Origin of the sequence: Cognatiluteimonas weifangensis (assembly GCF_003416885.1) — a bacterium.
GTDB classification, from domain to species: Bacteria; Pseudomonadota; Gammaproteobacteria; order Xanthomonadales; family Xanthomonadaceae; genus Cognatiluteimonas; species Cognatiluteimonas weifangensis.
On sequence record NZ_QVPD01000017.1, the window covers coordinates 1 to 13,813 of the forward strand.

Genomic DNA, 13,813 nt, shown 5'->3' on the forward strand with positions numbered 1-13,813 from the left:
GCCTGTGCGGGACCGTCGGCGGCATGGATGCCGCCGAGGAGCCTACAGGGACGTATTCACGGCGTGTCCCGCACAGGCCGGGCCGCCGGCTTCCCCCGCCGAGGTTCCCGCACTTGAGGGTTGCATTCACCGCGTATCCCGCACAGGGCCGGGCCACCGGCTTCCCCCCGCCGAGGTTCCCGCGCTTGGGGGTTGCATTCGCCGCGTGTCAGGCCGGGCCACCTCCCCGCAGGGATTCCTGCACTCGGAGAGGAGCAGGTTCATGCAGGCTCATCCGGGGCTCCCCGAACGGGGCTGATTCGCACCTTGGCCGGGATCGTCCCGGATGAACAACCCGCCGAGAGAGCGCAACCGGGATCTCCGGGTCGCGCACTCAGCCGGCCGCCTCGTCCGCTGGCCGCGGATCGCCCGCGCCCGCCGTCCGCGTGGACGCCAGCAGTGCGCGCAGCGACGCCGGCTTGATCGGCTTGGTCAGCACCACGCAGCCGCGTTCGCGCGCGGCGTGCTTGAGCGCGTCGCTGCCGTCGCCGGTCAGCAGCGCCGCCGGCAGCGGGCGCCCGGCGCGGGCGCGCAGTTCGGCGATCAGGGCGAGCCCGTCGAGGCGGTCGTGCAGGTGGTAGTCCACCAGCAGCACCTCGGGGCGCGCCGCGACCAGCGCCAGCGCCTCCTCCACGTCGGTCGCGGGCAGCACCTCGACCCGCCAGCGACCGAGCAGCGCGCCCATGCCGTCGAGGATCTCGCGGTCGTTGTCGACGCACAGCACGCGCAGGCCGGTAAGGGCGTCGGCCATCGATTCGCCGCGCGTTTCCGCGGCCGGCGCCGGCGCCTGCGTCCGCCCCAGCGGCACGGTGATGGCGAACATGCTGCCGTGGCCGACACGCGAGCGCACGGTCAGCGGGTGGTCCAGGGTGCGCGCGATGCGCTGGCAGATCGACAGTCCGAGTCCCAGGCCGCGCTCGTCGCTGCCGTCGGGCTGCTCGAAGCGGCGGAACTCGTCGAAGATCTGGTCGAGATGGTGCGCGGCGATGCCCGGCCCGGTGTCCCAGACCTGCAACGCGACCGTGTCCCCGCGCGCGCGCGCCGCCAGCAGCACGCCGCCGCTGCGGGTGTAGCGCAGGGCGTTGGCGAGGAAGTTCTGCAGCGCGCGCCGCAGCAGGCGGCGGTCGCTGTGCAGCGGCAGCGGCTCGCGCGATAGGCGCACGCGCAGGCGCAGGCCGCGGTCGGCGGCGGTGGGCGCGTACTGCGTGACCAGTTCGCGCAGCAGCTCCCCGGCGTCGAAATCGCCGACCTGCGGCTGCAGCGCGCCGGCGTCCAGCCGGGAGATGTCGAGCAGGCCGTCGAGCAGCTCCTCGGCCGCGCGCAGCGAGGTGTCCACGCGCTCGGCCAGGTGCGACTGCTCGCTGTCGACCCGGCTCTCGCGCAGGGCCGAGGCGAACAGGCGCGCGGCGTTGAGCGGCTGCAGCACGTCGTGGCTGACCGCGGCCAGGAAGCGGGCCTTGGACTGCTGCGCGGCCTCGGCCTCGCGCGTGCGCTGCTCCACGCGCTGCTCCAGGGTCTCGTTGACCTCGCGCAGCTCGCGCTCGGCGCGCTTGTAGTCGGTGACGTCGCTGTAGGTGGTGACGTAGCCGCCGCCCGGCAGCGCCTGCCCGCGCATCTCGATCACCTGACCGCTGGCGCGCACGCGCTCGAACAGGTGCGGCGCGCCCGCGCGCAGGTGGGCGATGCGGCGACGCACCTGCTCCTGGATGTCGCCGCCGCCCATTTCGCCGCGTTGCGCGTTCCAGCGGATCAGGTCGCTGACCGGGCGGCCGACGTAGAGCATGCCGTCGGGGTAGCCGAACAGCTCCTGGTAGCGGCGGTTCCAGGCGACCAGCCGCAGGTCGGCGTCGACCACGCTCACGCCCTGGCTGATGTTCTCCATCGTGGTCGACAGCACTTCGCGGTTGAAGCGCAGCTCCTGGCTGGCCTCGTCCAGCAGCGACACCACCTCGCCCAGTTCCATGCCCGAGCCGCGCAGCGCGGTGGTCAGGGTCAGGCGCGCGGACGCCGCGCCGATCGCCGAGGCCAGCAGGCGTTCGGTGAACTGCACCAGCCCGCGGTCGGCGGGCTGTTCGGGTTGCCAGGGCCGGCCGCGCGACTGCGCGTACTCGTCGAACGCGCGCCGCGCCGGACGCTCGCCGACGATGCGTTCGGCCAGCGCCAGCAGCTCCCCGCCGCGGACGCTGCCGGCCCAGCTGCCGGGCCCCAGCGGCGAGCGCTGCGCGTAGGGATCCAGGTACGAGGTGGCGAGCAGCTGGTCCTGCAGCCGCGGCCGCTTCCACGAGGACATCAGCAAGAACGCGCCGACGTTGCACAGCAGCGACCAGAACACGCCGTGGGTCAGCGGATCCCAGCCGCGCAGGCCGAACAGCTGTTCCGGGCGCAGCCAGTGCAGGCCCAGCAGGCCGCTGTCGATCCAGCCGGTGGCGAACCAGCCGCCGCGCGCCAGCGCCGGCAACAGCAGCGTGTAGGCCCACAGCGACGCCCCCGCGAGCAGGCCGCTGAACGCCCCCGCGCGGCTGGCGCCGCGCCAGTACAGGCCGCCGATCAGCGCCGGCGCGAACTGCGCGACCGCGGCGAAGGCGAGCAGCCCGTACTGCGCCAGGGTCTCGCCGGCGGTGCCGTGGTGGTAGGCGTAGGCCATCAGCGCCAGCGCGACGATGGTGACCCGGCGTACCCACAGCACCTGGCGGTCGATGCTGGCGCCCTCGTGCAGGGCGCCGCTGCGCAGCAGCAGCGGCATCACCAGATCGTTGCTGACCATCGTCGCCAGCGCCACGCTGGCCACGATCACCATGCCGGTCGCGGCGGAAAAGCCGCCGACGTAGGTCGCCAGCGCCAGCACGTCGTGGCCCAGCGCCATCGGCAGCGCCAGCACGAAGGTGTCCGGCGAGGCGCCGCTGCCGGCGAGCAGCGCCTGCCCGGCCAGCGAGATCGGCACGACCATCAGGCTGAACAGCACCAGGTAGGCGCCGAACAGCCAGCGCGCCGGGCGCAGGTCGGCCGGATCCTGGCATTCGACCACGGCGACATGGAACTGCCGCGGCAGGCACACGATCGCGGCGAAGGCGAGCAGGCTCTGGGCAAGGAAGCCGTCGGGCATGCCGCGCGCGACCACCACCCCGGCCGCCTGCACCGCCCGCTCGCCCGCGCCGCCGCTGCCGGGCAGGTGCAGCAGCGCCAGCACGCCGATGCTGACGAAGGCCACCAGCTTCACCAGCGATTCCAGCGCCACCGCCAGCATCATGCCGCGGTGGTGTTCGGTCGCATCGATCTGGCGGGTGCCGAACAGGATCGCGAAGGCCGCCAGCAGCAGGGCGACGTACAGCGCCGGATCGCCCGGCAGCGCGTCCTCGCTGCCCGGCGCCAGCACCGACACGCTCATCGCCACGGCCTTGAACTGCAGCGCGACGTAGGGCACCGCCGCCGTCAGCGCCACCGCCGCCACCAGCGCGGCCAGCCCCGGCGCACGGCCGTAGCGCGAGGACAGGAAATCGGCGATCGAGACGATCCGGTGCTCGCCGGAAATCAGCACCAGCCGCTCCAGGATGCGCCAGCCGAACAGCAACAGCAGCAGCGGCCCCAGGTAGATCGGGACGAAACCCAACCCGGTGCGCGCGGCGGTGCCGACCGCGCCGTAATAGGTCCACGAGGAGCAGTACACCGCCAGCGTCAGCGAATACACCAGCGGCCGCAGCCAGCGCAGGCGCGCGGTGGGATCGCGCTGGTCGCCGGCGTAGGCGACCGCGAACAGCAGCCCGACGTAGCCCAGCGACACCAGCAGCAGCAGCCAGCCCGGGATCAAGCGCCGTCTCCGCAGGGGGAGCAGCGAGTGTACGGCGCGGGCCGCGGCATGGCCGCGGGCTTCGACCAAAGTCGCAGGGACGGTCGCGTGGTCCGGACGGCATCCGCCCGCCCGGCGCGGGCAGGCTGCGTGGAGCGCGTGCCGGGCGGCGGCGACCGGCGGCGCGGGAACCCGGGCGCCTGCCGGCGACGCGGCGCCGGCGGAGGCGGCAGCAGGTGCGGCAGCAGACCCTGGGAGCGTCGCGCGCGCAAATGCGAAGCCCGCCGTGCGGCGGGCTTCGGAAACAGCCTCCCTGGATCCCCGCTTTCGCGGCAGCCGCGCTAAGGCGCGGCCCGAGGCGTCACTTGATCTTGCCTTCCTTGTAGATCACATGCTTGCGCACGACGGGGTCGTACTTCTTGACCTCCATCTTGTTCGGCGTGTTCTTCTTGTTCTTGTCGGTGGTGTAGAAATGGCCGGTGTTGGCCGAGGAGATCAGGCGGATCTTGTCGCGCTTGGTTGCCATGTCGTTCTCCTCAGACCTTTTCGCCGCGGGCGCGCAGGTCGGCCAGAACGCCGTCGATGCCGTTCTTGTCGATGGTGCGCAGGGCCTGCGCGGAAACCTTCAGCTTGACCCAGCGGTTCTCGCTGGCGACCCAGAAGCGGCGCTCGTGCAGGTTGGGCAGGAAGCGGCGGCGGGTCTTGTTGTTGGCGTGCGAGACGTTGTTGCCGGTCTGCACGCCCTTGCCGGTGACTTGGCATACGCGGGACATAACGCACCTCGGTGGTCTGTGGTCGGCCCCCATAGCCCGGGGACCCTCGGCCTCGCCGCAGCGGTCCGGGCCGGGGCCGGGACGCAGCGAGCCGGCAATTATGCCGTGCCGGCGCGGTCCGTGCCAGCCGGCCGCCCGCCGATGCGCGACGCGAACCTGAACGTGCCTGCGCGCCGCGGGCCTGAAGCGCTAATGCCCGGCCTTGTCGCGGTGCCAGCCGCGGTGGCGGATGTCCAGGTACAGGCTGTAGGCGGCGGTGAAGGCCGGGAACAGGTTCTGCACCACGCCGACCGCGTCCTGCTTCTGCGAGAACACGAAGTAGCTCAGGGTCATCACCGAGCCGAGCAGGCTCATGTACCAGAACAGTCGCGGAATCACCGGCTTGCCGTGCTTGCGCGAGGCCAGGAACTGGATCACCCAGCGGCCGCCGAACATCAGTGCCCCGGTCAGGCCGATCAGCTTCCACGGCGACATGTACAGCCCGGTCCATTCCAGCCACGGCAGCGGGTCGTTCATGAAATCGCCGGCGGCGGGCGCGGCCGCCTGCAGCAGCGCCAGGCTCACGGCAGCTCCTCCACCGCGGTGCGCTTGCTGCGGCGGATCAGCCAGGCGACCCCGCGCAGGTCGCCGATCCCGACCAGGGCGCGGCCGAGGTTGTTGTACTTGGACACGCCGCTGCCGCGATGGCGATGGTTGACCGGCACGCTGACCGTCTGCCAGCCGGCGCGCTGCATCAGCGCCGGCAGGTAGCGGTGCATATGGTCGAAGTACGGCAGCTCCAGGAACGCGGCGCGCTCGAACAGCTTGATCCCGCAGCCGGTGTCGGGGGTGGCGTCGCGCAGCAGCCGCGCGCGGATCGCGTTGGCCCACTTGCTGGCCCAGCGCTTGCTGCCCGAATCCATGCGCTGGACCCGCCAGCCGGCGAACAGCTTCACCTCCGGCGCCGCCTGCGCGCGCTGCGCGAGCAGCTTGGGGATGTCGGCCGGGTCGTTCTGGCCGTCGCCGTCCAGGGTCGCGACCCAGGCGCCGCGCGCGGCCTTGACGCCGTTGCGGATCGCGGTGCTCTGGCCGCTCTGGACGGCGTGGTGCAGCACCCGCAGCTCCGGGGTGGCGGCCCGCAGCCGCTGCAGCGTGGCCAGGGTCGCGTCGCGCGAATGGTCGTCGACGTAGACGACTTCGAAGCCGCCGTCGCCGAGCAGCGCGTTGCCGCGCAGCGCGGCCAGGATCTCGTCCAGCAGCGGCGCGACGTTGTCCTGCTCGTTGAACACCGGGACGACGACGGACAGGGCGGGCGCGATGGTCATGCACGGTCTCCGAAATACGCACGGCACCATTGCACCACTTCCGGCAGCGCCGCCTCGATCGTGATCGCCGGGTCGAAACCGAATGCGGCATGCGCGCGCGCGGTGTCGGCCATGGTCTCGACCATGTCGCCGGGCTGCAGCGGCTCGTAGCGTTTCTGCGCGGGCCTGCCGGCGGCGCGCTCGATCACGGCGATGAACCGCTCCAGTTCCACTGCGGTGTGGTTGCCGAGGTTGAACAGCCGGTGCGGAACCGGCGCGACGGCGGCGTCGGCCGCGGGTGCGTCGAACGCGCAGTCCAGGGCGCCGAGCACGCCGGCGACGATGTCGTCGATGTGGGTGAAGTCGCGGCGCATCCTGCCGTGGTTGAACACCCGGATCGGACGCCCGGCCAGCACCGCGCGCGAGAACAGCACCGGCGCCATGTCCGGCCGCCCCCACGGCCCGTACACGGTGAAGAACCGCAGCCCGGTCGCGGGCAGCCGGTACAGGTGGGCGTAGGTGTAGGCCATCAGCTCGTTGGCGGCCTTGGTCGCCGCGTACAGCGAGCGCGGGCGGTCGACGCGCTGGTCTTCGGAAAACGGCGGCGTCGCCGAATCGCCGTACACCGACGAAGAGCTGGCGTAGACCAGGTGCGCCACGCCGCGATGCCGGCACAGCTCCAGCACGTTGACGAAGCCGGCGAGGTTGCTGTCGACGTAGGCGTGGGGGTTGTCCAGCGAATAGCGCACCCCGGCCTGCGCGGCCAGGTGCACCACGCGCTCGGGCCGGTGCTCGTCGAACAGCGCGGCGAGGCCGGCGCGGTCGGTCAGCTCGAGCGCGCGGATGTCGACGTCCGGGCACAGCGCCGCCACCCGGTCGCGCTTGAGCTGCGGGGCGTAGTAGTCGTTGAAGTTGTCGAGGCCGACGACCGCCTCGCCGCGCGCCGCCAGGGCGCGGCAGGTGTAGGCGCCGATGAAACCGGCCGCGCCGGTGACCAGGACCGTCATCGGCTCAGGCGGACGGGCCGCGCAGCTTCTCGAGCACGCCCTCGAGCGTGTCCAGGCCCGAGTAGTGGATCACCAGCCGGCCCTTGCCGGCGCGGCCGTGCAGCACGCTGACGCGGGTGCCGAGCGATTCCGACAACTCCCGTTCCAGGGTGGCGATGTCGGCCTGCGGTTTCGCCTTCGCCGCCCGGGCTTTGCCGTTGCCGGCCGCGGGCAGCTTGCCGGCGGCCAGTTGCTGCACGCGGTGCTCGACCTCGCGCACCGACCAGCCGTGCTCGGCCGCCTGCCGCGCGATCGCGATCGCCGCGGCCGGGGCCAGGGTCAGCAGCGCGCGCGCATGGCCCATCTCCAGCGCGCCGGTCTCCACCAGGGTGCGGATCTCCGGCGGCAGTTCCAGCAGCCGCAGCAGGTTGGACACCGCCGCGCGCGAACGGCCGACGGCTTCGGCCGCCTGCGCGTGGGTCAGGTCGAACTCGTCGATCAGCCGTTGCAGCGCATTGGCTTCCTCCAGCGGGTTGAGGTCCTCGCGCTGGATGTTCTCGATCAGCGCCATCGCCACCACGGTGCGGTCGTCGACCTCGCGCACCACCGCCGGGATCTCGCTCAGCCCGGCCAGGCGCGAGGCGCGCCAGCGGCGCTCGCCGGCGATGATCTCGTAGCTGCGCCCGCCGAGGTCGCGGACCACGATCGGCTGGATCACGCCCTGCGCCTTGATCGACTCGGCCAGCTCGGCGAGCTTGGCGTCGTCCATGGTCTTGCGCGGCTGGTACTTGCCCGGCGCCAGCGCGTCCACCGGCAGCGTGCGCAGCACGTCGCCCGGGGCGGCTTCCAGCGCCGGCGCCTGGCTCGCGGCCTTGGGGCCGAGCAGGGCTTCCAGGCCGCGGCCGAGCCCGCGCTTTTTCGGCGCGCTTCGGGCGGCGGTCATGCCCCGGTCTCCACGGGCTTGTTCATGGGCTTGCGCTCCTTGTCCTGATCGCGCTCGCGCTGGCGCCGCAGCACCTCGCCGGCCAGGCCGAGGTAGGCGATCGCGCCGCGGCTGCCGCGGTCGTAGCCGACGATGCTCTGGCCGTGGCTCGGCGCCTCGGCCAGGCGCACGTTGCGCGGCACGATGGTGCGGAACACCTTGTCGCCGAAATGGTGGGTGAGTTCGGCCGAGACCGCGTTGGCGAGGTTGTTGCGCACGTCGAACATGGTCCGCAGCACGCCCTCGATCTCCAGCGCCGGATTCAGGCGCTGCTTGAGCGCGTCGATGGTCTGCAGCAGCGAGCTCAGGCCTTCCAGCGCGTAATACTCGCACTGCATCGGCACCAGCACGCTGTCGGCGGCGGTCAGCGCGTTCAGGGTGAGCAGCGACAGCGCCGGCGGGCAGTCGATGAGGATGAAGTCGTAGCGTCCGCGCAGCGGGTCCAGCGCGCGCTTGAGCCGCTGTTCGCGGCCGTCCTCGTCCATCAGCTCGATCTCGGCCGCGGTCAGGTCGGTGTTGCCGGGCAGCAGGTCGAAGCCTTCCGGCGTGGCCACGATCGCGGCGTCGGCGTGCTGTTCTTCCAGCAGCACGTCGCAGCTGGAGGCGGCCAGCTCGCGCTTGTCCACGCCGCTGCCCATGGTGGCGTTGCCCTGGGCGTCGAGGTCCACCAGCAGCACCCGCATCGGCGTGCGCGCCAGTGCCGCGGCCAGGTTGACCGCGGTGGTGGTCTTGCCGACCCCGCCTTTCTGGTTGGCGACAGCGATGATGCGGGCCATGCGGCTCGGCGTGCCTCTTGGGAAAACGGATCGGTCAACGCAATGCCGGCCGCCCGCAAGCGGGACCCGGGGCCGGACCGGGGATTATGCCGCGCCGGGCAAGGGCGCGCTTGCGGCGGGTCACGATGCGCCGCCGGGGACCCCGCTTGAGGTGTCCGGCGCCCTGCCGACCACGACCAGGTGCCGTTCCGCCGCCAGCCCCGGAACCGTGAGCGGGCGCACAGCCTGCAGCCGCCACCCTGGCGGCAAGGCGGCGATCTCCGCATCGGGGACCGCGCCCTTCAGCGCCAGCAGCACGCCGCCGGGCTTGAGCAGGTGGCCGCCCAGCGCCAGGAGCTGCGGCAGGCTCGCCAACGCGCGTGCGGTGATGGCGTCGAAGCTTGCCGTCGCGTCGATCGCCTCGATCCGCGCTTCGACCACGCGCGCGTTGGGCAGCGGCAGGGTGCGCACCGCTTCGCGCAGGAACCGCGCCTTCTTGCCGTTGGCTTCGACCAGGGTCACCTGCAGTCCCGGCTTGACGATCGCCAGCGGGATGCCGGGCAGGCCGGCGCCCGCCCCCAGGTCGGCGAGGCTGCCGCCGGCCGCGGCGATCGCGTCGACGCTGGCATGCATCGCCAGCGAATCGAGCAGGTGCTTGCCGACCATTTCGTGCGGATCGCGGATCGCGGTCAGGTTGTAGGCGCGGTTCCAGCGCAGCAGCAGCGCCAGGTAGGCGAGCAGCGGCGCGGCATGCGAGTGCGCCAGCCCGAGCGCAGCCAGCCCCTGCTCCAGCTCGAGCCGCGCCGCGGCCGGGATCGTCGTCTCGCTCATCCCCGCATTGTAGGAGGGCGACCGCCGCACCATCGCCGCGAGGCAAGGACTTGCGGGCGGGGGGTGCCCACAGCAGTGTCGCGAGACCCGCCGTACCGAGCTCCCGAACGGTGTTCGCGGCAGTCAAGAATTCTGCTCAAGCGCGGAAACCCCCGCGGGGGAAGCGGGTGCCCCGACCTGTGCGGACACGTCGTGGAGACATCCTTCAAGTGCGGGAATCTCCGCGGGGGGAAGCCGGTGGCCCGGCCTGTACGGGACACGCCGTGAATACGTCCCTGTAGGCTCCTCGGCGGCATCCATGCCGCCGACGGTCCCGCACAGGCCGGGCCACCGGCTTCTGGCAAGTGAGTCGGCGCTTGCAAAAAAACCGGCCGAAGCGATGACCTCCAATCTCGCCAAGTCGCCGGCCGGTGGGCTGGGGGTGCGGAGAGTGGACCATGGATGGTCCACGACCCGACTTAAAGACAGGAAGTCGTCAGGAGGGCGCAGCACCCCCAGCCCGCCGGGCGGCGACTCCGTCCGAAGCCGATCTCTCGAGAGCAGGTCATCACTCGTCAGACATGGTCCGCGCCTCGACTTGAAGACAGGACGTCATCAGGAGGGCGCAGTACCCCAGCCCGCTGGACGGCGACTCCCTCCGAAGCCGAGCCTCGAGTCGGGAACCAGAATTTTTCTCGAACAGATGACGCATCCTCATCCCCTGCCCGTGTGTGTGCGACGTGACAGATCGTTCGCTGCGACGGTCACACGCCTGTCGTCGTCGCCCTGCTTTGTCAGCCGAAGACCGGAAACACGGATGCCTGGCGGCGTGCGTCGGGGCGCCCTGGCCCGAGTGGGCCAGGGATGGCCCGCGCCCGCGATTTGAGTCGTGGACGACTCGCATGAGCGGCGGGCCAGGGCGCCTCGGCGTGCGTCGCCCCACCCGAAGCGATCAGCCCGCCCCCATCCGATGCGATCTGCGCGTCGCCTCGTCCGAAGCTCGTGCACAAAACTGCCCCGTGCGAAGCCGCCCGGGGCGCTCTTGCGGAGAGGGATTTGCGCGGGCGATGGACGGTTTGCGCCGCTGTCAGCCGGGCAACGGTTTCCACGCCAGGGCGGCACGGTAGCCGGGGTGCGGGACGAACTCGCGCAATTGCCAGTGCGCCGCGTCGCCCAGTGCCGGATCGGCCTGCGCCAGGACCAGCGCGCCGTCGCGTTCGGCGAAGGCCAAGCGATGCAGGCCGAAGGCGAGACCGCGGCCGTGCGCCTTCAGCACCGCCTCCTTGGCGCACCACAGGCGCACGAAGGCGGCGGTGCGCGCGGCCTCGTCGGCCTGCGCCTGCAGCCACTGCGCCTCGCTGACGTCGAAGAAGCGCCGCGCCAGCGCCAGCGCACGCGGCCGCGGCCGCTCGCGTTCCAGGTCGATGCCGAGCGCGACCCCGCGACCGTAGGCCAGCAGCAGGCCCGCACCGCTGTGGCTCCAGCCCACGTCGGCGTCCGCCGGCACCTGCAGGCGCGGCCGGCCGTGGCGGTCGCGAATCAGCGCGATCGCCTGCGGCGGGGTCTGCAGCTGCGGCGCCAGCCAGCGCCGCGCCGTGTCCTCGGCGGGCGTGCCGGGTTGCCAGGGCAGCCACTGCCAGTGCGGCGCGGCGGGCGCGGAGGGTTCGGACATGGGGCGGGATTTGGTTTGCAGCGGGAGTGCCAGCGTAAAGTAATCGCGGTAGAGGGCCGTGACCATCGCAGGCAGGAAACCATGTCCGCCGTCGTCGACGACATCGCCGGCATCGCCGGCCGCAGTGCGGCGCCCGTGGCGCTGGCCGTGGGCGCAGCGACGCGCACGCTGGCGTTCGGACCGTCGGGTACGGTGACGCTGGGCCGTTTTCTGGGCCAGGTGCAGGCGCTGGCGGCGCGGCTGCCCGAGGCGCCGCACGCGATCAACCTGTGCGAGGACCGCTACCGCTTTCTGGTCGCGTTCTGCGCAGCGGCGGTGCGCGGCCAGGTCACGCTGCTGCCGCCCTCGCGCGCACCGGCGGCGGTGGCCGAGGTCGCCCAGCGCCACCCCGGCAGCTACCGCCTGGACGACGCCGCGGTCGCCTCCGCGGAGCCGGACCCTGGTCCGACGCCGCCCTTGCCGCAGGCCGAAGCCGCGCCGCTGCGGATCGACCGTGCCGCGCTGGCGGCGATCGGCTTCACCTCCGGCAGCACCGGCGTGCCCGCGCCCAACCCGAAGACCTGGGACAGCCTGCGCACCAGCACCGCACAGAATCTCGCCGCGCTGCGCGACCTGTGGCCGGCGGGCACGCCCGTGCACCTGGTCGCCACGGTGCCGCCGCAACACATGTACGGGATGGAGCTGTCGGTGCTGCTGCCGCTGCTGGCGGAGGTCGCGGTGCACGCCGGGCGGCCGTTCTTCCCGCACGACATCGCCCATGCCCTGCGGCAGGCGCCGGCGCCGCGGCTGCTGGTGACCACGCCGGTGCACCTGCGTGCCCTGGTCCAGGCGTGCGCCGCCGATCCCGGCCTTCGCGTGCCGCCGCTGGCCGGGATCGTCTCGGCGACCGCACCGCTGCCGGCCGCGCTGGCCGCGGCGGCCGAGGCGCGCCTGGGCTGCGAGGTGCGCGAACTGTTCGGCTCCACCGAGACCTGCGTGATCGCGCGCCGGCGCAGCGCGCGGGACGAAGCCTGGACCCCGTTCCCCGGGGTGCGGCTGCAGCCGCAGCCCGACGGCAGCCTGGTGCATGCGCCGCAGCTGCCGGCGCCGGCGCTGCTGGCGGATCTGGTCGAGATCGTCGATGCCGCCGGCCGCTTCCGCCTGCGCGGCCGCCAGGCCGATCTGCTGGAAATCGCCGGCAAGCGCGCCTCGCTGGACGACCTCACCCGCCGGCTGCAGGCGGTGCCGGGCGTGGTCGATGGGGTCGTGTTCCAGCTCGATGCCGCGGCGGCCGGCGGCGTGCGCCGGATCGCCGCGCTGGCGGTGGCGCCGACGCTGACGCCGGCGGCGATCCTGCAGGCGCTGCGTCAGGGCATCGACCCGGTGTTCCTGCCGCGACCGCTGCGCTGCGTCGCGGCCCTGCCACGCAATCCCACCGGCAAGCTACCGCGGGCCGCGTTGCTCGCCTTGCTGCAGACCGCAAGCGACTGATTCGCCGAAAAAAGTTCGTTCCCCACGTGCCGGGTTCCGCGTGACGTCGCCATCACGTCCGAGTGGACAGACTGACTGCGCCCCTGACGGGGAAACGGGTCCGTTTCCATGCACAAGGAGAGATGAACATGATGGGTCTCATCATTTGGCTGATCGTGGGCGGCATCATCGGCTGGCTGGCCAGCATGATCATGAAGACCGACGCCCAGCAGGGCATGATCCTCAACGTCGTCGTCGGCATCGTCGGCGCATTGATCGGCGGCTGGCTGATCGCGCCGCTGATCGGCGGCTCCACCAGCGCCGCCGGCGGATTCGACCTGATGGGTTTCGTCGCCGCCCTGATCGGTGCGGTCATCCTGTTGGCGATCGTCAACCTGTTCCGCCGCGGGCGCGTGCGCTGATAGCCGGCGTGAGGACGCGGGGCGACGAGCCGGACGCTCGACGCCCTGCGTCGCGGTTCAACCCGGCTGCAATTCCACCCACGCCGGCGCGTGGTCGCTGGGCCGCTCCCAGGTGCGCGGGGTCCGGTCGATGCCGGCCGCCACCGTCTTGGTGCGCAATGCGTCCGACACCAGGGTCAGGTCAATGCGCAGGCCGAGGTCGCGGCGGAACGCCGCCTGCCGGTAATCCCACCAGCTGAACACGCCGCCCTCGGCATGCTGCAGACGGAATCCGTCGTGCAGGCCGAGCGCGAACAGGCCCCGCAGCGCGGCGCGTTCGGCGCTGGAGGTCAGGATGTGGGTGTCGTTCCACAGGCCGGGATCGTGCACGTCGCGCGCGTCGGGGGCGATGTTGAAATCGCCCAGCACCAGCAGCCGCGGATGCGTCTGCAGTTCCTGCGCCAGCCAGCCGCGCACCGCCTCCAGCCAGCGCAGCTTGTAGGCGTACTTCTCGGTGCCCAGGTCCTGGCCGTTGACCACGTACAGGTTGACGATGCGCAGCCCGCCCACGGTGGCGGCGATGACGCGCTTTTGCGGGTCGTCGAAACCGGGGATGCCGGCCTGCACGTCCTCCAGCGCGTGGTCGCGGGCGAGCAGGGCGACGCCGTTGTAGGTCTTCTGCCCGGAAAACACGCTGCGGTAGCCCAGGCCGGCGAGCACCGCGTCGGGGAAGCGCTCGTCCTCGAGCTTGGTCTCCTGCAGCCCGACCACGTCCGGCGCGAAGTCGCGCAGCCATCGCTCCAGGTGCGGCAGGCGGGCGTTGAGCGAGTTGACGTTCCAGCTGGCGATTTTCATGGCCGCGAGTGTAAGCCGAGCCGC

The 13,813-nt window shown here is 72.2% G+C and carries 13 protein-coding genes; 2 read left to right on the forward strand and 11 right to left on the reverse strand.

Annotation, left to right across the window (positions count from 1 at the left end):
• Positions 1-373 precede the first annotated feature (373 nt).
• The 10 genes from D0Y53_RS12015 to D0Y53_RS12060 form a co-directional block, all read right to left on the reverse strand.
• Complete coding sequence (locus D0Y53_RS12015) at positions 374-3,844, reverse strand: hybrid sensor histidine kinase/response regulator (RefSeq protein WP_117203597.1); 3,471 nt, start codon at positions 3,842-3,844, stop codon at positions 374-376.
• Positions 3,845-4,184: 340 nt separating this feature from the next.
• Positions 4,185-4,349 (reverse strand): 50S ribosomal protein L33, encoded by a 165-nt coding sequence (gene rpmG, locus D0Y53_RS12020; RefSeq protein WP_117203566.1) that lies wholly within the window; start codon positions 4,347-4,349, stop codon positions 4,185-4,187.
• Positions 4,350-4,359: 10 nt separating this feature from the next.
• On the reverse strand, positions 4,360-4,596 hold the full coding sequence (gene rpmB, locus D0Y53_RS12025; RefSeq protein WP_117203567.1) for a 50S ribosomal protein L28: 237 nt from the start codon (positions 4,594-4,596) through the stop codon (positions 4,360-4,362).
• A gap of 189 nt (positions 4,597-4,785) precedes the next feature.
• A complete protein-coding gene (locus D0Y53_RS12030) occupies positions 4,786-5,112 on the reverse strand; it encodes a lipid-A-disaccharide synthase N-terminal domain-containing protein (RefSeq protein ID WP_117203598.1) in 327 nt (108 codons plus the stop codon).
• Between the two features lie 44 nt (positions 5,113-5,156).
• On the reverse strand, positions 5,157-5,900 hold the full coding sequence (locus D0Y53_RS12035; protein WP_117203568.1) for a glycosyltransferase family 2 protein: 744 nt from the start codon (positions 5,898-5,900) through the stop codon (positions 5,157-5,159).
• The gene (locus tag D0Y53_RS12040) at positions 5,897-6,886 is read right to left on the reverse strand and encodes an NAD-dependent epimerase/dehydratase family protein (protein ID WP_117203569.1); all 990 of its coding nucleotides are present in this window, start codon (positions 6,884-6,886) and stop codon (positions 5,897-5,899) included. Before D0Y53_RS12040 ends, D0Y53_RS12035 begins: the two co-directional genes overlap by 4 nt.
• Positions 6,887-6,890: 4 nt before the next feature.
• Complete coding sequence (locus D0Y53_RS12045) at positions 6,891-7,808, reverse strand: ParB/RepB/Spo0J family partition protein (protein WP_117203570.1); 918 nt, start codon at positions 7,806-7,808, stop codon at positions 6,891-6,893.
• The gene (locus tag D0Y53_RS12050; protein ID WP_117203571.1) at positions 7,805-8,623 is read right to left on the reverse strand and encodes a ParA family protein; all 819 of its coding nucleotides are present in this window, start codon (positions 8,621-8,623) and stop codon (positions 7,805-7,807) included. Before D0Y53_RS12050 ends, D0Y53_RS12045 begins: the two co-directional genes overlap by 4 nt.
• Positions 8,624-8,743: 120 nt before the next feature.
• Positions 8,744-9,433, reverse strand: a complete 690-nt coding sequence (gene rsmG, locus D0Y53_RS12055; RefSeq protein ID WP_117203572.1) for a 16S rRNA (guanine(527)-N(7))-methyltransferase RsmG — start codon at positions 9,431-9,433, stop codon at positions 8,744-8,746.
• Positions 9,434-10,499: 1,066 nt separating this feature from the next.
• Positions 10,500-11,084, reverse strand: coding sequence for a 4'-phosphopantetheinyl transferase family protein (locus D0Y53_RS12060; RefSeq protein WP_117203599.1), 585 nt, complete (start codon positions 11,082-11,084; stop codon positions 10,500-10,502).
• 81 nt (positions 11,085-11,165) lie between these two features.
• Between D0Y53_RS12060 and D0Y53_RS12065 the strand changes: the two genes are divergently transcribed.
• Positions 11,166-12,554 carry an AMP-binding protein gene (locus tag D0Y53_RS12065; protein WP_117203573.1) on the forward strand — a complete coding sequence of 463 codons (1,389 nt, stop codon included), beginning with the start codon at positions 11,166-11,168 and terminating at the stop codon, positions 12,552-12,554.
• A gap of 131 nt (positions 12,555-12,685) precedes the next feature.
• Positions 12,686-12,955 (forward strand): GlsB/YeaQ/YmgE family stress response membrane protein, encoded by a 270-nt coding sequence (locus tag D0Y53_RS12070; RefSeq protein WP_117203600.1) that lies wholly within the window; start codon positions 12,686-12,688, stop codon positions 12,953-12,955.
• Positions 12,956-13,012: 57 nt separating this feature from the next.
• On the opposite strand, the gene xth is transcribed toward D0Y53_RS12070, so the two are convergent.
• Positions 13,013-13,789, reverse strand: a complete 777-nt coding sequence (xth, locus tag D0Y53_RS12075) for an exodeoxyribonuclease III (protein ID WP_117203574.1) — start codon at positions 13,787-13,789, stop codon at positions 13,013-13,015.
• Positions 13,790-13,813 lie beyond the last annotated feature (24 nt).